15 protein-coding genes and 2 rRNA genes (1 of these 17 running past the window's edge) are annotated in these 21,664 nt (G+C 68.4%); 15 read left to right on the top strand and 2 right to left on the bottom strand.

Features of this window, described 5'->3' with window-relative positions; all coding sequences use genetic code 11:
- The 3 genes from G7071_RS14290 to G7071_RS14300 all read left to right on the top strand — a co-directional run.
- Positions 1–2,783: ribosomal RNA gene (locus tag G7071_RS14290) — 23S ribosomal RNA — on the top strand (it extends 332 nt beyond the left edge of the window).
- Between the two features lie 204 nt (positions 2,784–2,987).
- Positions 2,988–3,104 (top strand): 5S ribosomal RNA (gene rrf / locus G7071_RS14295).
- A gap of 185 nt (positions 3,105–3,289) precedes the next feature.
- Positions 3,290–3,649 (top strand): single-stranded DNA-binding protein, encoded by a 360-nt coding sequence (locus G7071_RS14300; protein WP_166319851.1) that lies wholly within the window; start codon positions 3,290–3,292, stop codon positions 3,647–3,649.
- Here G7071_RS14300 and G7071_RS14305 read toward each other — a convergent pair.
- The gene (locus G7071_RS14305; protein ID WP_166319853.1) at positions 3,609–4,745 is read right to left on the bottom strand and encodes a DUF1015 family protein; all 1,137 of its coding nucleotides are present in this window, start codon (positions 4,743–4,745) and stop codon (positions 3,609–3,611) included. The two genes, G7071_RS14300 and G7071_RS14305, sit on opposite strands and share 41 nt — an antisense overlap.
- A 48-nt stretch (positions 4,746–4,793) precedes the next feature.
- Here G7071_RS14305 and G7071_RS14310 point away from each other — a divergent pair, with 48 nt between their 5' ends.
- From G7071_RS14310 to pyrG, 8 genes are all read left to right on the top strand, one after another.
- Positions 4,794–5,813, top strand: a complete 1,020-nt coding sequence (locus tag G7071_RS14310) for an HAD-IIA family hydrolase (protein WP_246210036.1) — start codon at positions 4,794–4,796, stop codon at positions 5,811–5,813.
- 10 nt (positions 5,814–5,823) lie between these two features.
- Positions 5,824–6,063 (top strand): hypothetical protein, encoded by a 240-nt coding sequence (locus tag G7071_RS14315; protein ID WP_166319855.1) that lies wholly within the window; start codon positions 5,824–5,826, stop codon positions 6,061–6,063.
- 7 nt (positions 6,064–6,070) lie between these two features.
- Entirely contained in the window at positions 6,071–6,910 is an 840-nt protein-coding gene (locus tag G7071_RS14320; RefSeq protein ID WP_166319857.1) for a TlyA family RNA methyltransferase, read from the top strand.
- Positions 6,907–7,890, top strand: coding sequence for an NAD kinase (locus G7071_RS14325; RefSeq protein ID WP_166319859.1), 984 nt, complete (start codon positions 6,907–6,909; stop codon positions 7,888–7,890). Before G7071_RS14320 ends, G7071_RS14325 begins: the two co-directional genes overlap by 4 nt.
- Positions 7,883–9,634, top strand: coding sequence for a DNA repair protein RecN (recN, locus tag G7071_RS14330; RefSeq protein WP_166319861.1), 1,752 nt, complete (start codon positions 7,883–7,885; stop codon positions 9,632–9,634). Before G7071_RS14325 ends, recN begins: the two co-directional genes overlap by 8 nt.
- 77 nt (positions 9,635–9,711) lie before the next feature.
- Positions 9,712–10,920: a putative cytokinetic ring protein SteA gene (gene steA, locus G7071_RS14335; protein WP_166319863.1), complete on the top strand. Its 1,209-nt coding sequence runs from the start codon at positions 9,712–9,714 to the stop codon at positions 10,918–10,920.
- A complete protein-coding gene (locus G7071_RS14340) occupies positions 10,921–11,802 on the top strand; it encodes a copper transporter (protein ID WP_166319865.1) in 882 nt (293 codons plus the stop codon).
- Between the two features lie 11 nt (positions 11,803–11,813).
- A complete protein-coding gene (pyrG, locus tag G7071_RS14345; protein WP_166319867.1) occupies positions 11,814–13,511 on the top strand; it encodes a CTP synthase in 1,698 nt (565 codons plus the stop codon).
- Between the two features lie 13 nt (positions 13,512–13,524).
- Here the strand turns inward: pyrG and pepN are convergent, their stop codons facing one another.
- Entirely contained in the window at positions 13,525–15,969 is a 2,445-nt protein-coding gene (gene pepN, locus G7071_RS14350; protein ID WP_166319869.1) for an aminopeptidase N, read from the bottom strand.
- A gap of 42 nt (positions 15,970–16,011) precedes the next feature.
- Between pepN and G7071_RS14355 the strand changes: the two genes are divergently transcribed.
- The 4 genes from G7071_RS14355 to G7071_RS14370 all read left to right on the top strand — a co-directional run bounded on the left by G7071_RS14355 (position 16,012) and on the right by G7071_RS14370 (position 21,380).
- Positions 16,012–16,611 carry an NUDIX domain-containing protein gene (locus tag G7071_RS14355; RefSeq protein WP_166319871.1) on the top strand — a complete coding sequence of 200 codons (600 nt, stop codon included), beginning with the start codon at positions 16,012–16,014 and terminating at the stop codon, positions 16,609–16,611.
- Between the two features lie 130 nt (positions 16,612–16,741).
- A complete protein-coding gene (ald, locus tag G7071_RS14360) occupies positions 16,742–17,857 on the top strand; it encodes an alanine dehydrogenase (RefSeq protein ID WP_166319873.1) in 1,116 nt (371 codons plus the stop codon).
- The gene (gene xerD / locus G7071_RS14365; protein ID WP_166319875.1) at positions 17,854–18,786 is read left to right on the top strand and encodes a site-specific tyrosine recombinase XerD; all 933 of its coding nucleotides are present in this window, start codon (positions 17,854–17,856) and stop codon (positions 18,784–18,786) included. The genes ald and xerD overlap by 4 nt, the downstream gene beginning before the upstream one ends.
- Positions 18,786–21,380: a DEAD/DEAH box helicase gene (locus G7071_RS14370; RefSeq protein ID WP_166319877.1), complete on the top strand. Its 2,595-nt coding sequence runs from the start codon at positions 18,786–18,788 to the stop codon at positions 21,378–21,380. Before xerD ends, G7071_RS14370 begins: the two co-directional genes overlap by 1 nt.
- Positions 21,381–21,664 lie beyond the last annotated feature (284 nt).

Genomic DNA, 21,664 nt, shown 5'->3' on the forward strand with positions numbered 1-21,664 from the left:
CCATGTCTGCCGGCGTGGAGCAGAGTAAGAAACCAGTACCGAAGTCGAAGCCCATTGGAAAGTGGCGCCGTAGCGGGTGATAGCCCTGTAGACGTATCGTGCTGGCTCTGGAGCAGTACCCCAAGTAACACGGAACCCCTGAAATTCCGTGTGAATCTGGCGGGACCACCCGTTAAGCCTAAATACTCCTTGATGACCGATAGCGGACAAGTACCGTGAGGGAAAGGTGAAAAGTACCCCTGGCGGGGAGTGAAATAGTACCTGAAACCGTGTGCCTACAATCCGTCGGAGCGAGTCCTTGTGGCTTGTGACGGCGTGCCTTTTGAAGAATGAGCCTGCGAGTTTGCGGTGTGTTGCGAGGTTAACCCGTGTGGGGAAGCCGTAGCGAAAGCGAGTCCGAATAGGGCGATTCAGTAGCGCGCTCAAGACCCGAAGCGAAGTGATCTATCCATGGGCAGGTTGAAGCGTCGGTAAGACGACGTGGAGGACCGAACCCACTTAGGTTGAAAACTGAGGGGATGACCTGTGGATAGGGGTGAAAGGCCAATCAAACTTCGTGATAGCTGGTTCTCCCCGAAATGCATTTAGGTGCAGCGTTGTGTGTTTCTTGCCGGAGGTAGAGCACTGGATAGCTAATGGGCCCGACCAGGTTACTGACGTTAGCCAAACTCCGAATGCCGGTAAGTGAGAGCGCAGCAGTGAGACTGCGGGGGATAAGCTCCGTAGTCGAGAGGGAAACAGCCCAGACCATCAGCTAAGGCCCCTAAGCGGTGACTAAGTGGAAAAGGATGTGGAGTCGCAGTGACAACCAGGAGGTTGGCTTGGAAGCAGCCACCCTTGAAAGAGTGCGTAATAGCTCACTGGTCAAGTGATTCCGCGCCGACAATGTAGCGGGGCTCAAGTCATCCGCCGAAGCTATGGCATTCAGCGAATACACCAGCATGGACTTGATCTGTGTTCAGTGCGCTGGATGGGTAGGGGAGCGTCGTGTGGGCAGTGAAGCGCCGGAGTGATCCAGGTGTGGAGGCCACACGAGTGAGAATGCAGGCATGAGTAGCGAATGACATGTGAGAAACATGTCCGCCGAATGATCAAGGGTTCCAGGGTCAAGCTAATCTGCCCTGGGTAAGTCGGGACCTAAGGCGAGGCCGACAGGCGTAGTCGATGGACAACGGGTTGATATTCCCGTACCGGCAAAGTAGCGCCCATGACGAGGCTGGTGATGCTAACCACCCGAAACTCGAGTGACCGGACCCTTCGGGGCGAGGCGTTCGAGCGGAGCGTGGGACCCGATCTGGTAGTAGTCAAGCGATGGGGTGACACAGGAAGGTAGCCCAACCACAGCGATGGTTGTCTGTGGGCAAGCGTGTAGGACTCCTGGTAGGCAAATCCGCCAGGTACATGTCTGAGACGTGATGCGGAGCCGTTAGGCGAAGTGGGTGATCCTATGCTGTCGAGAAAAACCTCTAGCGAGCTATGCGCCGCCCGTACCCCAAACCGACTCAGGTGATCAGGTAGAGAATACTAAGGCGATCGAGAGAACCATGGTTAAGGAACTCGGCAAAATGCCCCCGTAACTTCGGGAGAAGGGGGGCCCGGAGCGTGAACCCACTTGCTGGGGGAAGCGTGAAGGGCCGCAGAGACCAGGCCCAAGCGACTGTTTACTAAAAACACAGGTCCGTGCGAAGTTGTAAGACGATGTATACGGACTGACTCCTGCCCGGTGCTGGAAGGTTAAGAGGACGGGTTAGCACGTAAGTGCGAAGCTCAGAATTTAAGCCCCAGTAAACGGCGGTGGTAACTATAACCATCCTAAGGTAGCGAAATTCCTTGTCGGGTAAGTTCCGACCTGCACGAATGGAGTAACGACTTGGGCGCTGTCTCAACCATGGACTCGGCGAAATTGCACTACGAGTAAAGATGCTCGTTACGCGCGGCAGGACGGAAAGACCCCGGGACCTTTACTATAGTTTGGTATTGGTGTTTGGTACTGCTTGTGTAGGATAGGTGGGAGACTGTGAAGCGGCCACGCCAGTGGTTGTGGAGTCATCGTTGAAATACCACTCTAGTAGTATTAGATGTCTAACCTAGGTCCGTAATCCGGATCAGGGACAGTGCCTGATGGGTAGTTTAACTGGGGCGGTTGCCTCCTAAAATGTAACGGAGGCGCTCAAAGGTTCCCTCAGCCTGGTTGGCAATCAGGTTTTGAGTGTAAGTGCACAAGGGAGCTTGACTGTGAGACAGACATGTCGAGCAGGGACGAAAGTCGGAACTAGTGATCCGGCCACGGCATGTGGAAGCGTGGTCGCTCAACGGATAAAAGGTACCCCGGGGATAACAGGCTGATCTTCCCCAAGAGTCCATATCGACGGGATGGTTTGGCACCTCGATGTCGGCTCGTCGCATCCTGGGGCTGGAGTAGGTCCCAAGGGTTGGGCTGTTCGCCCATTAAAGCGGCACGCGAGCTGGGTTTAGAACGTCGTGAGACAGTTCGGTCCCTATCCGCCGCGCGCGCAGGAAACTTGAGAAAGGCTGTCCCTAGTACGAGAGGACCGGGATGGACGAACCTCTGGTGTGCCAGTTGTCCCGCCAGGGGCACGGCTGGTTGGCTACGTTCGGAAGTGATAACCGCTGAATGCATCTAAGCGGGAAGCACGTTTCAAGATGAGGTTTCCCACCAGGTAACTGGGTAAGGCCCCCCACAGAACATGGGGTTGATAGGCCGGAGGTGTACAGCAGCAATGCCCAGCCGACCGGTACTAATAGGCCGAGGGCTTGTCCCAACACCGTACAAAACCAATTACCATGATCGAACCCGTACGGCACCCGCGCATCAACACCTGCACCATCATTCGCGTCCACATGCAGTTCCCAACCAACACACCCCAATTGGGAGTGGCTGGTTTGAGTGAACACAACTGAACAATTGAGTTTCAACCATGCTTGGAACACCCCCACAGTGGTGGGTGCGTGTGTTCCGCCAGAGTTACGGCGGCCATAGCGAAAGGGAAACACCCGGTCCCATACCGAACCCGGAAGTTAAGCCTTTCAGCGCCGATGGTACTGCAGCCGAGAGGCTGTGGGAGAGTAGGACGCCGCCGGACATAAATTGCGAAAGAGGGGCCACATTGTGGCCCCTCTTTTTGCATTTCCTTTTCTGCCTTGTCGGCCGGCCGGGACCGCAATCCGTTCACAGGCGAGCGACCCGATGGCTGATCCACAGGTCCTGGGGATCTCGGTCGGTCTTGTGGGCACTCGGGGGTTGGGTCATGCCCGGAGGTGATGTGCAATGGCTGCACGAGCAGTGACCCGGGATCGGGTCGTCAACGTCAACCGTCTGCAGCTCGTGGGTCGGCTGGGTGATCCGCCCGTCGAGTCGGAGCTGCCCAGCGGCGACGTCATCGCGTCGTTCCGGGTGATCGTGGACCGACCTGCGGGTCATGGGTCCGGCCAGCGCGTCGACACGCTGGACTGCACGGCCTGGACGTCTCGGGTCCGCAAGACGGTGCGCGGGTGGCAGAGGGGAGACCTGGTCGAGATCGAGGGAGCGGTGCGCAGGCGGTTCTTCGCGACGCCCGCGGGGCGGGCGTCGCGCTTCGACATCGAGGTCAGCTCGGCGCGACGGGTTCGTCGAGCAGCGAGCGCATGAGCACGCCCAGGCTGGGCTTGGGCTGGAAGGAGGTCGCCTTCTCGGGCAGGAGACGGCCGGCGTGGACGAGATCGCGCACCGCCGCGAAGTCCAGCGCAGGCAGCAGCACCGCCACCGTGTGGGCGTCGGCCCGCTGGAGGGCCTCGTCGGCGGTGTGGTGGTAGGCGATGGCACTGGGAGGCAGCGGCAGTCTGGGCAGCAGCACGTTGTGCAACCACTCGACCTGGGCCAGTCCGCTTCCTGGCGGCGGTGTCAGGACCGCCCACGAGGCCCCGTCGGCCAGCACGATGGTCTCTGGTGCAAGCTCCTGGACGGCCACCTGGCGTGGCAGGGTCTGCACCTGCGCCCCGGCAGCCAGAGCGGCCGCTCTTGCTGCGGCGAAGGTGACGCCACCCATGCTGCGGTGGATGGCGCCCAGGAACAGCGGGGTGTCGAGCTGGTCGACGAGCATGGCCAGCCCCCAGTCCCAGGGGGTGCCTGGGTGCTCCTCCTGGAGGCGGAGGTAGGCGGCATAGCGGTGGTGCCCGTCCGCAACCAGGGCGTCGCTGTCCTGCAGCCCGAGATTGATCGACTCGAGAAGGTCGCGACGCGTGATCGACCAGATCCGTTGCTGCTGTCCTGCCCGATCGAGGTAGGCCACGTCCGGGGGAGCGGCCACGACCGCCTGCAGCAGGGCCCGGACCTCGGGTGGGCCCTCGTGGACGAGCAGAATGGGGGCGGGGTTCATCGCCATCTCGTACATGCGCTTGCCGAGCTCGCCCACCTGGACCGGATGAATGCCTTCGTGCGGCCAGATTGCGCGATCCCCGGCGCGGTCCGAGCGGTTGGCGAGCGACAGGGAGCCGACGAGTCCGCGGACCGTCAGGCCGCCCACCGTGTACTCGTGGACATAGACGGCCTCGGTGCTCATGTGGGTCAGCCGTCCGTCGGCCTCCCAGTCCTGCAGCCGCGCCGACACTGCGCGATAGGGTCGCGCGAACGCCCGGGCTGACGTCGGATCTCCGACTCGAGCCGGAGCCAGCAGCTTGGCTCGGAACGGTTCCAGTCGTAGCGGTTTCGCGACGGGTGCAGCTGAGGCCGCGGGCGCGAGGTCCATCGGCTCATCGTAGGTGTCGGCCGGTGGCCGTCGAGGAGGAGGGTGAAGGTGCTCAAGTCGTCTGCGGCTCCGCTGCTCGGGAGCTACGACCTGGTGATGTTCGATCTGGACGGTGTCGTCTACGTCGGCGGCGAGTCCGTCGCGGGCGTCTCGGACCGGGTGCGACAGGTGCGGGACACCGGCGCGCACGTCGCATTCGTCACCAACAATGCGTCGCGCTCTCCCGAACAGGTCGCGGCCAAGCTCGTGAAGCTCGGCGTTGCTGCGACATCCGACGACGTGGTGACGTCCGCACAGGCGGCGGCGCGGCTGCTCAGGGACCGTTTCGGCGACGGCGCAGCGGTGTGGCTCCTCGGTGGGCCCGGTCTCGAGGCCGCGCTGCTTGCCGAGGGCCTGGTGGTGGCGGAGGAACCGCAGGGTGCCGTGGCGGTCGTGAGTGGATATGGCCCTGACGTGCTGTGGAAGGACGTCATGCGAGCGGCGACGATGGTCCGGGACGGGCTGCCCTACGTCGCCAGCAACACCGACCTCACCATCCCGACGGCCTACGGGCTCGCGCCCGGCCATGGTGTGCTCGTCCGGACGATCGCCGATTTCGCAGGTGTCGAACCGACCGTTGCCGGAAAGCCCGCTCGCCCGCTGATGGACGAGACCATCCGCAGGGTCGGCGGCGAGCGGCCGCTCATGGTGGGCGACCGGCTCGACACCGACATCGAGGGCGCGCGTGCAGCCGGCATCGACTCGATGCTGGTGCTGACGGGGGTGACAGGTCTGAGCGAGCTGGTATCGGCGCAGGCGCCCCTGCGGCCCGACTTCATCGCGCCTGACCTCGCAGGGCTCTTCGAGGCGCACCCGGTTCCCGAACGCGACGGCAGCGCCGTGCACCTGGGGGGTTGGACAGCGAGGTTGGAGGGAGGCGGCGTCGACGTGTCGGGGCACGGGAGCCCCGCTGACTGGTGGCGTGTGGTCGCCACCGCCGGGTGGACGGCGCTCGACGACGGGAAGCCGGTGATCGATGTCACCAAACTGCATCCGCCAGTGGCCCCGGACGGCGGGCAGCGAAGGTAGCCTCGCCTGCATGAGTGAGCACGACGCGCCCCCCGGTGGGCTGGTCCAGGAGCTGGCTGACCGCCTTTCCAAGCAGCCCGCCCACCACCGTCCGCTGCCAGCCTCCGGAGACCGGAGCGGCGGGTCGGCGGTGGACGACGTGCTCGCGTCGATGCAGGGCCTGGCCGACCGACCGGTGCACGAGCACGTCGCGGTCTTCGAGCAGGCCCACGAGCGCCTGCGCCGGGCGCTCGACCCTCGCCACGGCTGAGGCCTTCGTGCCGCCTCGTCGACTGCGGCTGGATGCCGAGCTGGTGCGCCGCGGGCTCGCGCGGTCTCGCGACCACGCCAGCGAGCTGATCGGCCAGGGCCGGGTCAAGGTGTCCGGCGCGGTTGCGACCAAGGCAGCGACCGCCGTCACCACCGACGTGGCGATCGTGGTGCAACAGGACCCCGACCGCGAGGACTACGTGTCCCGCGGCGGCCACAAGCTGGCCGGCGCCCTGGCTGCGTTCGGCGAGCACGGCCTGACGGTCGCCGGCCTTCGGTGCCTGGACGCGGGTGCTTCGACCGGAGGCTTCACCGACGTCCTGCTCCGCTCGGGGGCCCGCGAGGTCGTCGCCGTGGACGTGGGCTACGGACAGCTGGCCTGGTCGCTGCGCAGTGACGAGCGCGTCGTCGTCCACGACCGCACCAACATCCGCGACCTGACCCTCGAGGTGATCGGCGAGCCTGTCGACGTCGTGGTGGGCGACCTTTCCTTCATCTCACTGCGACTGGTCCTCGACGCCCTCCTCGCGGTGGTGTCGCCGGACGGCGCGTTGGCGCTGATGGTCAAGCCGCAGTTCGAGGTGGGCAAGGAACGGGTCGGCAAGGGCGGCGTGGTCCGAGACCTCGCCCTGCGCGCCGAGGCTGTCACCGACGTCGCCGAAGCTGCGGCTGGACGCGGTTGGGGGGCCGTCGCGGTCACCACCAGCCCACTGCCCGGCCCGTCCGGCAACGTCGAGTTCTTCCTCCTGCTCCGCCGCGGACCGGCGAGCATCGACGCCGCCGACGTCCGCGCGGAGGTCGAGCGCAGCGCCATGCTGGGGGTGGTGGGTGAGAGGGTGGACCCGTGACCGACTCCGCGCAGGGCCGTGAACGTGTCGACAAGCCCCGGCGGGTGCTGCTCCTGGCCCACACCGGTCGTGCCACCGCGCGCGCGGTCGCTCGTGACTGTGCCCGGGCGTTGCAGGAGCGCGGCATCGGCGTACGCCTGCTTGCGGCTGAGGCCGACGACCTGCAGCTCGAGGCGTCCGAGGACGCGGTGAGCGGTGGCTGGGTCGAGACCGTGGACGGCGAGTCCGAGCCGGGTGACGGCTGCGAGCTCGCGCTGGTCATCGGTGGGGACGGGTCGATCCTGCGTGCAGCCGAGCTGACCCACGCGAGCGGCACCCCCCTGCTGGGCGTCAACCTCGGGCACGTCGGGTTCCTGGCGGAGGCGGAGCAGGAAGACCTCGCCAGCACGATCGAGGCGATCGTGGAGCGCCGCTACGTCACCGAGGACCGTCTCACGATCGACGTGACCGTGCTGCGCGACAAGGAGGTCGTCTGGACCACCTTCGCGCTCAACGAGGCGAGCGTGGAGAAGGCTGCCCGCGAGCGGATGCTCGAGGTGGTGGTGGAGATCGATGATCGCCCGCTGTCGAGGTGGGGGTGCGACGGAGTCGTGTGCGCCACGCCGACGGGCTCGACCGCCTACAACTTCAGCGCCGGGGGACCGGTGGTGTGGCCGGGGGTCGAGGCCCTGCTGATGGTGCCGATCAGTGCCCACGCGTTGTTCGCGCGACCGATGGTCGTGGCGCCGACCAGCGTCCTGGCTGTCGAGGTGCTGGCCAACACCGAGGGGAGCGGCGTCCTGTGGTGCGACGGCCGGCGCAGCGTGGACCTGCCGCCCGGCGCCCGGATCGAGGTTCGCCGGGGTGCGCGCCCAGTGCCGCTCGTGCGGCTCCACCAGGCGCCCTTCACCGATCGCCTGGTCGCCAAGTTCGATCTCCCCGTCGAGGGGTGGCGAGGCGCCTCGGAGCGCCGCCGGCGCGAGGAGGGTCAGGATGCTTGAGGAGATCCGGATCCGGTCCCTGGGCGTCATCGACTCCTCCACCCTGCAGCTCGGCCCCGGCCTGACCGCGATCACCGGCGAGACCGGGGCGGGCAAGACGATGGTCGTCACGGCGCTGGGCCTGCTGCTCGGCGGCCGGGCCGACTCCGGCGCCGTACGCACAGGAGCGGCCCACGCGCGGGTCGAGGGCGTCATCGCAGCTGCCGGGCTCCCCGACGTCGTGCGAGCCGTCGAGGACGTCGGCGGGGAGGTCGAGGACGGCCGGGTCGTCCTGGCCCGCAACATCGCCGCTGAGGGCCGCTCACGAGCCTGGGTGGGCGGCGCCAGCGTGCCGGTCTCCGCGCTCGCCGGCATCGCCGAGCCCCTGGTCGCCGTGCACGGCCAGTCCGACCAGCACCGGCTGCTCCGCCCGGCTGCCCAGCTCGACGCCCTCGACCGGTTCGCGGGCTCCGGCGTCGCCCGGCTCAGCGGCGACTACACGCGGCTGCACTCGCGCCTCGTCGAGGTCGAACGCGAGCTGACCGAGGTGGTCCGCAGTGCGCAGGAACGCGCACGAGAGGCCGACCAGCTCCGGTTCGGGCTCACCGAGATCGAGGCCGTGTCGCCGGAGCCCGGCGAGGACGCCGCCCTGGCTGCCGAGGAGTCCCGTCTCGGGTTTGCCGACACCCTCCGGACCGCGGCCGAGCAGGCGCGCGAAGCGCTCAGCAGCGACCAAGGGTCAGCCGATGCGCTGTCGGCGACGTCGACCGCCCGTGGCCTCCTGGAAGGCGTGCGCGAGCACGACCGCCAGGCGGGGGAGCTGGCCGACCGGCTCGCAGAGCTCACCTATCTCCTCTCCGACCTCGCTGCCGACGTGGCTTCCTACTCCACCAGCCTGGAGACCGACCCGGCCAGGCTGGCGGCGGTCAGTGATCGCCGGGCCGCCCTGACGGGCCTGACGCGCAAGTACGGCTCGACGATCGAGGAGGTCCTGGCCTGGGCCGAGACCGGCTCGCGTCGCCTGCTCGACCTCGACACCACCGACGAGCAGATCGACCGGCTGCGCGCGGAGCAGGAGAGCCTGCGCTCGGAGCTCGGTGTCGCAGCCGCCAAGCTCAGCGCCGCTCGCACCAAGGCGGCCCGGCGGCTCGGCTCGGTCGTCTCCGGAGAGCTCGCACTGCTGGCGATGCCCCACGCCCGGGTCAGCGTCGCCGTACGCCGCCAGGAGATCGACCGCCCTGACACCCTCACCCCGGGAGCGCTCGAGGTCGAGGGCAGCTGGTGTCGCGCCACTGCCGACGGGGTGGACGACGTCGAGCTCCTGCTCGCAGCCAACACCGGTGCCGACGCGCGCCCCCTGCACAAGGGTGCTTCCGGAGGCGAGCTCTCGCGGGTGATGCTCGCGGTCGAGGTCGCGCTGGCCGAGACGAGCCCGGTGCCGATCTTCGTCTTCGACGAGGTCGACGCAGGCGTGGGCGGCAAGGCGGCGATCGAGGTGGGGCGACGACTCGCGCGGCTGGCTCGCGATGCGCAGGTGCTCGTCGTCACGCACCTGCCCCAGGTGGCCGCCTTCGCCGATCGTCACGTCGTGGTGCACAAGGCCAGCGACGGCACCGTGACCACGTCGGGGCTCACCGTCCTCGACGACTCCGAGCGCGAGCGTGAGCTCTCCCGCATGCTGGCCGGCCTCGAGGAGTCCGACACCGCTCTCGCGCACGCTCGTGAGCTGCTCGAGACCGCAGCCCCGGCGCGCGCCCACGGCTGAGGACCGCCTGCGCGGCGACGCGCCCGCACCCGCAGGTGCCGAGATCAGCAGACGACGGCTGACACCATGGCTCGGACATGAACTTCCCTGGCTCCCAGCTCACGCGACAGCGTCGCGCTCCGGCGGCACCCGGCATCTCCGGGGTGGCCCGCGTGGACCGGCGCACGTCGCACCTGCTCGCCCGTCTCCGTCCCGGCGACTTTGCGGTCGTCGACCACCCCGACATGGACCGGGCCACGGCCCAGAGCCTGGTCGACCGCGGGGTCGGTGCGGTGCTGAACTGCGCCCCGATGATCTCCGGGCGCTTCCCCAACCTCGGCCCGCAAGTCTTGGTCGATGCCGGCGTTCGCGTCTATGACGGCCTCGGCCCCGACGTCTTCAGCCGGGTCAAGGACGGTTCGCGGGTGCGGATCCACGAGGGCGAGGTCTTCGTCGGCGAGCAGGGCGTCGCCACGGGACGGCCGGTCGATCTCGAGATCGTGCGCCGCGAGCTCGAGTCGGCGCGCACGGGTCTGCACTCCCAGCTGGAGAGCTTCACCCACAACAGCACCGAGTTCCTCCGCCGGGAGCAGGACCTCCTGCTGCACGGCAGGGGAGTGCCCCCCACCGCGACCGCCATGGCGGGCCGGCCGGTCGTCGTGGTGGTCCGGGGCCACGACTGGGCCGAGGAGCTCGAAGCCATCAAGCCGTTCATCCGCGAGCAGCACCCCATCCTGATCGGGGTCGAGGACGGGGCCACGGCACTGAAGGAGGCCGGCTTCCAGCCGCACGTCGTGGTGGCGAGCGCAGCCGATGACGACCTGCCTCCCCTCGACGTGCTCAAGAAGGCCACCGACGTCATCGCGCTCGTGGAGCGGGGCGCGCCGGCGGCTGTCACAGAGCGCTTCACGCGCGCCGGGGTGCGGCCGCTCCGCTTCGAGACGGGTGCCACCGCCGAGGACGCCGCCCTGCTCCTCGCCGACGCCGGTCCTGCCAGCCTGATCGTGGGCGTCGGCATGCACGCCACGTTGGACGAGTTCCTCGACCGGCGCCGCTCGGGGCTCGCCAGCACCTATCTCACCCGGCTCAAGGTCGGGCCGAGGCTCGTCGATGCCGCGGCGGTGCCGCAGCTCTACGACGGCCAGGTGCGGCCACGTCACCTGCTGGCCGTCACCCTCGCCGGCCTTGTCGCGCTCGGCGCCGCGATCGGCGTCACTCCCGTCGGTCAGGAGTGGCTCGGTGCGGCCACCCCCGCGGTGAGCAACGCGCTGTCCACCCTCCTCGATCATGTGCAAGGACTGTTCTGAGTGATCACGTTCCGCCACTACCTCACCACCATCGTCGCGGTGTTCCTGGCGCTGGCCGTCGGCATCGTCCTGGGCGGCGGTCCGCTGTCGGACGTGGGCGACGACAGCCAGTCGCCCGCGGCGAGCGTCGAGGCCTCGAGCACCCCGCCAGGCACGTATGCCGATGGGTTCGCCGGCGCGGTCGGCCCGACCCTGACGGCGGGCAGGCTCGACGGGCGGGCCGTCGCCGTCGTGACGATGCCGGGTGTCAACGAGGAGACGCTGACGGCGCTGGCCGAGCAGGTCAAGGGCGCCGGTGGGACCATCACGAAGCGCTACGCCCTGACCGACCAGATGGTCGCTCCCGACCAGAAGGCTCTCGTCGACACCCTCGGCGCGCAGCTGATGACCCAGCAGGGCGATGCGGTCGCTGCCGACGCCACGACCTATGACCGCATCGGTCAGCTCCTGGGCCTTGCCGTGGCGTCCACCGAACCTGCAGGTGAGGAGCCCAGCGCCAAGCACGCCGGCATCCTCGACAGCCTGGGCGGTGCCGGTCTCGTGGCCACCGAGGGTGACCCCGCGCGGCGTGCGCCGCTGGTGCTGCTGGTGCTCGGTGACGAGCCCGACGCGGAGGGCGGAGATGCCATCAGCGCCGGACTGACCGCCGGTCTGGCCCGATCCGCTGCCGGCGTGGTCGTGGCCGGCACGGTCGCCGACGGTGGAGACGGACAGCTGGGCCGGTTGCGCGGTGAGCCGGTCTCGGCCGAGGTGACGACCGTCGACGGCATCGACGTCGCTGCAGGTCGAGTCACCGCAGTGCTCGCCCTGGCCCGGTCGCTCGATGAGCGGGGTGGCGCCTTCGGTGCGTCGGGTGCCGACGGCCCGGTCCCGCTGGGGTAGGCTAGAACCCCGTGAAGAACCCCAGGCCGACCAAGCACGTATTCGTCACCGGAGGCGTCGCCTCCTCGCTCGGCAAAGGGCTCACCGCCTCGAGCCTGGGAAGTCTGCTGAAGTCACGCGGACTGCGGGTCACGATGCAGAAGCTCGACCCCTACCTCAACGTCGATCCGGGCACCATGAACCCCTTCCAGCACGGAGAGGTGTTCGTCACCAACGACGGCGCGGAGACCGACCTCGACATCGGTCACTACGAGCGCTTCCTCGACACCGACCTGGGTCAGATCGCCAACGTCACGACGGGGCAGGTCTACTCCACCGTCATCGCCAAGGAGCGCCGCGGCGACTACCTCGGCGACACGGTCCAGGTGATCCCGCACATCACCAACGAGATCAAGGACCGCATCCTGGCGATGGGCGGGCCCGACATCGACGTGGTGATCACCGAGGTCGGCGGCACGGTCGGCGACATCGAGTCGCTGCCCTTCCTCGAGGCGGCGCGGCAGACCCGTCACGAGATCGGACGCGACAACTGCTTCTTCATCCACGTCTCCCTCGTGCCCTACATCGGTCCCTCGGGTGAGCTCAAGACCAAGCCGACCCAGCACTCCGTGGCCGCCCTGCGCTCCATCGGCATCCAGCCCGACGCCGTCGTGTGTCGCGCCGACCGTGAGCTGCCGCAGAGCATCAAGCGCAAGATCTCGCTCATGTGCGACGTCGACGAGGAAGCAGTCGTCACCGCCGCGGATGCGCCGTCCATCTACGACATTCCCAAGGTGCTGCACCGCGAAGGGCTCGACGCCTACGTCGTCCGCCGTCTCGACCTGCCGTTCCGTGACGTCGACTGGACGGTCTGGGACGACCTGCTGCGCCGCGTGCACCACCCGCAGGAGGACGTCACCGTCGCACTGGTGGGCAAGTACGTCGACCTGCCGGACGCCTACCTGTCCGTCGCCGAGGCGCTGCGTGCCGGCGGCTTCGCCCACGAGGCCAAGGTCCACCTGCGCTGGGTCCCCTCCGACGAGTGCGAGACCCCTCAGGGTGCCGCCAAGCACCTCCAGGACGTCGACGCGATGTGCGTCCCCGGTGGCTTCGGGATCCGGGGGATCGAGGGCAAGCTCGGCGCCCTCACCTATGCCCGCACCCACGGCATCCCCACGCTGGGCCTGTGCCTGGGGCTGCAGTGCATGGTGATCGAGTACGCCCGCAACGTCGCCGGCATCGAGGGGGCGGCCTCGACCGAGTTCGACGCGGACACTGCGGCCCCGGTGATATCCACGATCGAGGAGCAGAAGCAGTACGTCGACGGCGCCGGTGACCTCGGCGGCACGATGCGCCTGGGACTGCAGCCCGCCGACCTGGTGCCGGGCAGCGTGGTGTCGAAGGCCTACGGGGCCGAGCGGGTGGAGGAGCGACACCGCCACCGCTACGAGTTCAACGACGCCTATCGCGCCGAGCTCGAGGCCGCCGGAATGGTCTTCTCCGGCGTCAACCCCGACCTGGGACTCGTGGAGTTCGTCGAGCTGCCGGCCGACGTCCATCCCTACTACGTCGCCACGCAGGCGCACCCCGAGCTCCGGTCACGTCCCACCCGCCCGCACCCGCTGTTCGCGGGGCTGGTGGCCGCGGCGATCGACCGTCAGCGCGAGCTGCGGATCCCGATCGACGAGCACGGTCTGCGCCGCGTCGACGTGCCCGACGTCAACGACTGAGCGACGCCCGAGATCAGAGCAGGCGCGCGCGGTGCACCTGCCCGAGCACGAATGACTGCGCAACCAGCTGGTTGCGGGCGTACTGGTTGATCGACTCGTCCTGGCTTGCCACCTGGGCAGCCGTCAGGAACGCGTCGTCCCCGACGGCGTGCGGATACATCGCGCGAATGACCACACCCTGGTTGAGCAGCCCGCCCTTGAGGGTGCGCAGCTCGTCGAGGTATCGGTGGGCGAAGGCCGCCAGCAGCTGCCCCTGGCCGGGACGCCAGAAGATGGCGCCGAGCTCGAGGGTGTCCCGGCTCGCGGGCACGCTGTAGTCGACGAAGAAGGCTCGCCATACCTCCTCCTTGGCCGCCTCGTCCGGGCTGGCTGCCAGCACCTTGAGCCTCTTGACGCCCGCATCCGGGTCGGGGTCCGCTGCGACCAGCTGCGCCAGCGCCTCGTCGTCTCGCTGTCCCAGCTCCGCCCGACGGATCGCCATCCGCCACGCCAGGTCGGTGTCGGTGGCCGACGCCGCCGCTGCGGCGAGCTCGGTCCAGTGGTCGTCGGTGGTCGCGTTGGCGGCGAGCGTCCGCAGCGCCGGCTGTCGGTTCACGTCGTCGCTCGACAGGACCAGGGCAGCGTCGGCAAGCGCCGATCGCAGCGCGGGCGACTCCGAGGGGGGTGCCCAGCGGTCGGCGACGAGGTGGGCGACCGAGAGGTTGGGCTCGACCAGCGCCGGGTTGCGCTCGGTGTGCAGCGCGGCGCTGATGGCCGAGGCCACGTCTCGCGGTGCGAGCTCGCCCAGGAGGAGGAGCTGGGTCATGGTGCCGACCACGAGCGCGCGGTCCAACGGGGCGGCGAAGTCGCCCAGGTGCTCGAGCATCAGCCGCAGCGAGCCGGCATCGGGACGGGCGGCGGCGAAGGTCAGGTCGCCGGCGTTGAGCAGCCGCAGGTCGGCCGTCGGCAGGTCCACCTCGACCGAGGCGCCCAGCATCTCGGCAGCGTGCACGTCCACCATGCGCATGCCATCGGGCTCGACCACGAAGGAGGCGATGTCGAGGCGGTGGGGGCGAGGCGCGCCCCCGTCCGGGGACTCGGCGCGCAGGGTGGCGCCCTCGAGCGAGATGACGTCGGTGCCGGCCCGGTCGAGCCAGGTCTGCGTCCACTCGGTCAGATCACGTCCAGCGGCGGCTGAATAGGCCGACATCAGGTCATCGAGGACGGTGTTGCCATAGGCGTGCTCGGCGAAGTAAGAACGGAGTCCCTCCACGAAGGCGTCCTCGCCGATGTAGGCCATGAGCTGGTGGAGCACGCTCTGGCCCTTGACGTAGGTGATGGCGTCGAAGTTGGCCATCGCGCCGCTGACGTCGTCGACCTCGCTGCGGATCGGGTGGCGGGCGGGGCCCATGTCCATGTCATAGGCGGTGCGCTTGTAGAGCGCCAGGAAGCTCGCCCACTGGTCGGTGAACTCGGTCGCCTCGGCGAGCGCCCAGTTGGACGCCCAGGACGCGAACGCCTCGTTGAGCCACAGGTCGTCCCACCAGCGCATGGTCACGAGGTCGCCGAACCACATGTGCGCCATCTCGTGCAGGATGAACTCGGCGCGCACGGCGCGCTGGTTGTGGGTCGGGGGAGTGCGGAACAGCTGCGAGTCGCCATACGTCACGCAGCCCCAGTTCTCCATCGCGCCACCCAGGTTGGGCACGAAGACCTGGTCATATCGCTCCTGCGGGAAGGCGACGCCGAACTTCTCCCCGAAGAACGCCAGCCCCTGACGCGTCAGCGTCACCAGCTCGTCCAGGTCTCGCTCCAGGTGCGGTACGAGAGACTGCCGGCACAGGAAGCCGAGGTCGTAGCCGTCGTGCTGGCGCCGGACCTCGTGGAAGGGACCTGCGTTGACCACCACGACGTAGGTCGAGAGGCGAGGTGTGTCGGGGAAGCGCCACACGCGCGCTGCGCCGTCGACTTCCTCGATCTTCCCGGGGGCGGTGTTGGACGTGACCTTCCACGTCCCCGGAGCGCGGACCGTGAAGCGGTGGGGGGCCTTGAGGTCGGGCTGGTCGAAGCACGCCCACAGCCTTCGGGCCTCGTCGGGCTCGAGGCTGGTCCACACATAGACGAGGTCGTCGGTGGGGTCGACGGTGCGCAGGATCCCCTCGCCGCTGGCGGTGTTGGTGGTCGAGGCCGAGACGACCAGGACGTTGTCCGCGGCCAGGCCGGGAAGGGGCAGGCGACCGTTCTCGTGAGCGGCCAGGTCGAGCGGCACGCCGTTCAGGGATGCGTGGGAGACGTCGGCGGCGCAGTCGACGAACGTGGTGGCACCGGGGTCGCTGCAGCTGAACGTGATGGTGCTGACGGAGTCGAAGGAGTCACCACTGAGCAGTCCGGTGAGGTCCACCTCGATGTCGTAGCGCTGGACGTCGATCAGTCGCGCACGTTCGGCAGCTTCGGTCTGGGTCAGGCTCGACAGCGTCATGGTTCAAACTCTAACTACCGTCGGCGACCTAGGCTCACGGCCATGAACGAGATCCCGCTGCCGCTCGCGGACCGTCCTGCAAGGTGGCCGGTGGTGCGCACCCGGGTCCTGCACCGCGACGACTGGGTCGTCGTCGTCCGCGAGGACGTCATCACCCGGCCCGGGCATCCCGAGCACGAGTTCGCCCGGATCTCGGTGGACCATCCCGGGGCGGTGATCGTGCTGGCGGTCGACGCCGACGAGCGGGTGCTGTGCCTGCGCCAGTACCGGCACACGTCGGGCCACGTCTTCGTCGAGCTGCCCGCCGGGCTGCGGGACGCCGGGGACGAACCGGCCGTCGAGACCGCGCGGCGCGAGCTGCAGGAGGAGGCAGAGCTGGCGGCCGGCTCCTGGCGCCTGCTCCTGAGCACCTACCCGAGTGCGGGACTGACCAACGAGGTGCACGAGATCTTCCTGGCGCGAGAGCTGTCCCACGCCTCGCGCGGAGCCTTCGAGATGCAGCACGAGGAGGCCGAGATGGAGACGTTGTGGGTCCCGATGGCCGACCTGCTCGACGCGGTGCTGGACGGTCGCGTACGGCAAGGACCACTCGCCCAGGCAGTCCTTGCCTACGACGTGCTCAAGCGAAAGGGCGACCTCTAGTCAGAGGGTGGTGGCCCGGGCGCTAGCCTCAGTCTGCTGTGACCCGCGTCACGACGCAGCGCAGCCGGTTCGGCCTCGGCAATCCCGACGACGAACTGCCACACGATCCCAGGAAACCCCAGGAGAACAGGTGAAGGTCGGCGTCCCGAAGGAAGTCAAGAACCACGAATACCGAGTGGCGATCACGCCGGCGGGTGTCCACGAGCTCACGCTCCATGGGCATGACGTCGTGGTCGAGGAGGGTGCCGGGCTGGGTTCCTCCATCACCGACGACGAGTTCGTGGCCGCCGGAGCGACCATCCTCGCGACCGCCGACGAGGTCTGGGAGGCCGGCGAGCTGATCCTCAAGGTCAAGGAGCCGATCGAGGAGGAATACCCGCGCATGCGCGAGGACCAGGTGCTGTTCACCTATCTCCACCTCGCCGCCGACAAGGCGTTGACCCAGGAGCTGATCAAGCGCCGGATCACCGCGATCGCCTATGAGACCGTTCAGAGCCCCGACGGTGCGCTGCCGCTGCTGCATCCGATGTCGGAGGTCGCCGGGCGGCTGGCCCCCCAGGCGGGCGCCTATCACCTGATGCGCGGCGGCGGCGGGCGCGGTGTGCTGCTCGGCGGTGTCTCCGGGGTCTACCACGGCAAGGTCGTCGTCATCGGCGCCGGCGTCTCGGGGATGAACGCGGCCGCGATCGCGCTCGGCATGCACGCCGAGGTGCTGCTGCTCGACAAGGACATCAACAAGCTCCGGGCCGCCGACCGCATCTATCAGGGCCACCTGCAGACGATCGCGTCCAACGGCTACGAGATCGAGCGCGCGTGCCTCGACGCCGACCTCGTCATCGGAGCCGTGCTCGTCCCCGGCGCGAAGGCGCCGACCCTGATCTCCAACGACCTGGTGTCCCGGATGAAGCCGGGCTCGGTCCTCGTGGACATCTCGGTCGACCAGGGCGGCTGCTTCGAGGACACGCGGCCCACCACGCACGCCGACCCGACCTACCAGGTGCACGAGTCGATCTTCTACTGCGTGGCCAACATGCCTGGCGCTGTGCCGCACACGTCGACATACGCCCTGACCAACGTGACCCTCCCCTATGCAGTGGCCCTGGCAGACAAGGGCTGGCGACGGGCGTGCACGGACGACCACAGCCTCGCGTTCGGGCTCAACACGCACGCGGGCCAGCTCACCAACGCCCCTGTGGGCGAGGCGGTCGGGATCGAGGCAGTCGGGGTGGATACCGTCCTCACGTGAGTGAGACGGCTGCCCTGACGCGAGCCATCCGCACCTATCTCGACCACCTGGCCGTCGAACGCGGCCTGGCGGCCAACACGCTCAGCTCCTACCGTCGCGACCTGAGGCGGTATGCCGAGTTCCTGGCCAGCCAGGACGTGAGCTCGCTCGACGACGTCACGGAGGGGCACGTGGCCGGGTTCTTGATGCGGCTCCGCGAGGGCGACGCCGACCACCAGGCCCTCAGCGCGACGTCCGCTGCTCGCACCGTGGTGGCGGTGCGGGGCTTCCACAAGTTCGCCGTGGCCGACGGCCTGGCCGCCGCCGACCCGGCCAGCGGGGTCAAGCCGCCGACCCCGGCCAAGCGGCTGCCCAAGGCGCTCCCGCTCGCCGACGTCGAGGCGATCCTGGAAGCCGCAGGAGTGGCCGGGACGGCCCTGGCCCTGCGGGACAGGGCGATGCTGGAGGTCCTCTACGGCACGGGCGCGCGCATCTCCGAGGCCGTCGGGCTCGACGTGGACGACGTGGACACGGTCGACGCGACCGTCCTGCTGCGAGGCAAGGGCAGCAAGGAACGGCTGGTCCCGATCGGGGGCTATGCCCTCGACGCCGTCGCCGCCTACCTCACCCGGGCGCGGCCCGAGCTGGCCACCGCAAAGACGCCCGCCGGGGCGTTGTTCCTCAACTCCAGGGGCGGCCGGCTGTCGCGGCAGAGCGCCTGGGCGGTCCTGGTCCGGACAGCCGAACGCGCCGGTGTCACGCGCGACGTCTCCCCTCACACCCTTCGTCACTCGTTCGCGACCCACCTCCTCGACGGTGGGGCAGACGTCCGCGTCGTGCAGGAGCTGCTGGGACACGCGAGCGTCACCACGACCCAAGTCTACACCCTGGTGACGGTCGACAACCTGCGCGAGGTCTTCGCCACGGCACACCCACGAGCGAGGGACTGATGACCATCCACCTGAGCCGGGTCCGCGGCGACGCGGATGAGGTCTATGACGCATTCGCGACCTGGGTGGGGGAGCAGGGCCTCGAGCTCTATCCCCACCAGGACGAGGCCGTCATCGAGCTGCTCGGCGGCAACCACGTCATCCTCGCCACCCCGACGGGCTCGGGGAAGTCGCTGGTCGCCATCGGGGCCCACGCTGCCGCGCTGGCAGGTGACAAGGTCAGCTTCTACACCGCTCCGATCAAGGCGTTGGTGAGCGAGAAGTTCTTCGCGTTGTGCGAGGTGTTCGGCGCCGACAACGTCGGGATGCTGACCGGCGACGCGGCCGTGAACCCCGAGGCACCGATCATCTGCTGCACGGCCGAGATCCTGGCCAACATCGCGCTGCGGGAGGGCCGTGCGGCAGACGTGGGGCTCGTCGTGATGGACGAGTTCCACTTCTATGCCGAGCCCGACCGCGGCTGGGCCTGGCAGGTGCCGCTGCTGGAGCTGCTCGACGCGCAGTTCCTGCTGATGTCGGCCACCCTGGGCGATGTCTCCTTCTTCGTCGAGGACCTGCATCGCCGTACGCGCCGCGAGGTGGCCGTGGTCGCCGACGCCGAGCGCCCGGTGCCGCTGACGTTCACCTGGTCGCTGCAGCACCTCGACGAGACCCTGGAGGAGCTCGTCACCACCGGTCAGGCCCCGGTCTATGTCGTCCACTTCACCCAGGCTGCTGCGGTCGAGCACGCGACAAACCTCTTGCGCAGGCCCCCGAAGAAGGTGGACAAGGAGGCGATCGCCGAGCGGATCGGCGGCTTCCGCTTCGGCTCCGGCTTCGGCAGGACGCTGTCCAAGATGGTCCGCAACGGGATCGGTGTCCACCACGCAGGGATGCTGCCGAAGTATCGCCGGCTGGTGGAGCAGCTGGCGCAGTCGGGACTGCTGACGGTCATCTGCGGCACCGACACGCTCGGAGTGGGCATCAACGTCCCCATCCGCACCGTGCTCTTCAGCGGGCTCGCCAAGTTCGACGGCAACCGGCAACGGGTCCTGCGGGCCCGGGAGTTCCAGCAGATCGCCGGACGAGCCGGCCGCGCCGGCTTCGACGTCGCCGGCAACGTCGTCGTCCAGGCGCCGGAGCACGTCATCGACAACGAGCGGGCCAAGGCAAAGGCGGAGGCGAAGAACAGTGCCCCCGGCGCCAACGCCAAGCGGAAGTCCAAGGCACAGCTGAAGAAGCCACCCGAGGGCACAGTCGTGTGGACCGAGCAGACCTACGACAAGCTGGTCGCGGGAGTGCCCGAGCAGCTCACGTCACGGATGCGGGTCGACAACGCGATGCTGATCAACGTCCTCTCCCGCGAGGAGGACGCCTTCCCCGTCCTGCGCCGGCTCCTCACCGACAACCACGAGGACCGCCGGCAGCAGCTGCGACTGGCTCGCCGGGCGCTGCGGTTGACGCGGTCGCTGGTCAACACCGGGGTCGTCACCCGGCTCGAGGAGCCCGACGTGCACGGGCGTCGCTATGTCGTCACCGTCGACCTGCCGGTCGACTTCGCCCTCAACCAGCCCCTGGCCCACTTCGCACTCGCGGCCTTCGACGTGCTCGACCCGGAGGCCGAGACCTACACCCTCGACATCGTCTCGGTGGTCGAGTCGGTGCTCGAGGCACCCCGGCAGATCCTGATGGCCCAGCAGTTCGCCGCGCGGGGCGAGGCGGTGCAGGAGATGAAGGCCGACGGGATCGACTACGACGAGCGGATGGCCCTGCTCGACCAGATCACCTGGCCGCAGCCCCTGTCCGAGCTGCTGACCGGCGTCTATGAGATCTATCGCCAGACCCACCCGTGGTTGCGCGAGGACGCCCTGGATCCGAAGTCGGTCGTGCGGGAGATGTGGGAGCAGGCCATGGGCTTCACCGACTTCGTCTCCCGCTATCAGCTGGCGCGCTCAGAAGGCCTGGTGCTGCGCTATCTCACCGACGCCTATCGCACCCTGCGCCAGACCGTCCCCGAGGCGCACCACACGCCCGAGCTCGACGACATCATCGACTGGCTGGGGGAGACGATCCGCCAGACCGACTCGTCACTGCTCGACGAGTGGGAGGCACTCGCCGACCCCGAGCACGTCCCGGGTCGGATCGTGGCGCACGAGCCGCCACCGCCGCCGAGGCCACTGAGCAGGCAGGGCCGGGTCTTCGAGGTGATGATCCGCAACGCGATGTGGGCCCGTGTCGACCTGGTGGTGCGCGACGACCTGGACGGACTCCTCCGGCTCGAGCGGGCCGCGGCGGACCGGCTGGACCCTCCGCGCGCGGTCGTGATGGGCAGGTCGGTGTGGGACGCGGCGATCGAGGCCTACTACGACGAGCACGACAGCGTCCTCACCGACGCCGATGCCCGCGGTCCCTCGATGCTGGACATCGGGGACGAACGCGTCGGGCTCCCCGTGGGCGGCGAGGAGGACGAGACCGCCCGGGTCCGCGACGTACGCCAGACGATCCACGACCCCGAAGGCCACCACGACTGGGTGATCGAGGCCGTCGTGGACTGCGACGCCACCGACGAGTACGGCGCCCTGGTGCTCGCGACGGCTGCCATGCGCAGGCTCTGACTGGCCGGTCCGCGCAGTGCACAGGTTTGTGCACAGGTCCGAGGTGCCCTGTGCACTCAGGCGGGGGCTCCTGCACAGATTTCGCCGCCGGCCTGTGCGGTTTGGCCCCACCTGTTGTGACCTTCCGACCCGGGTCCTAGGCTCGCCCGGAACTGCCCGAGAAGTGTCGCCGTGTCGACAAAGTCTTCCGCCCCGTCCGTGGTGCAATCGGACCAGTCGAATCTAGGAGTTGTCCAGTGACCAGTGGCGGACCCACATCATTTCCGCAAGGTTCCGGCAGCAGC

Source organism: Nocardioides piscis (genome assembly GCF_011300215.1).
In the GTDB taxonomy this organism is placed as follows: domain Bacteria; phylum Actinomycetota; class Actinomycetes; order Propionibacteriales; family Nocardioidaceae; genus Nocardioides; species Nocardioides piscis.

Bases quoted from the DNA above. Each gene is read 5' to 3' on its own strand.
- G7071_RS14300 (WP_166319851.1), top strand. From the start codon at position 3,290: ATGGCTGCACGAGCAGTGACCCGGGATCGGGTCGTCAACGTCAACCGT.
- G7071_RS14305 (WP_166319853.1), bottom strand. From the start codon at position 4,745: ATGGACCTCGCGCCCGCGGCCTCAGCTGCACCCGTCGCGAAACCGCTA.
- G7071_RS14315 (WP_166319855.1), top strand. From the start codon at position 5,824: ATGAGTGAGCACGACGCGCCCCCCGGTGGGCTGGTCCAGGAGCTGGCT.
- recN (WP_166319861.1), top strand. From the start codon at position 7,883: ATGCTTGAGGAGATCCGGATCCGGTCCCTGGGCGTCATCGACTCCTCC.
- steA (WP_166319863.1), top strand. From the start codon at position 9,712: ATGAACTTCCCTGGCTCCCAGCTCACGCGACAGCGTCGCGCTCCGGCG.
- pepN (WP_166319869.1), bottom strand. From the start codon at position 15,969: ATGACGCTGTCGAGCCTGACCCAGACCGAAGCTGCCGAACGTGCGCGA.
- G7071_RS14355 (WP_166319871.1), top strand. From the start codon at position 16,012: ATGAACGAGATCCCGCTGCCGCTCGCGGACCGTCCTGCAAGGTGGCCG.
- G7071_RS14370 (WP_166319877.1), top strand. From the start codon at position 18,786: ATGACCATCCACCTGAGCCGGGTCCGCGGCGACGCGGATGAGGTCTAT.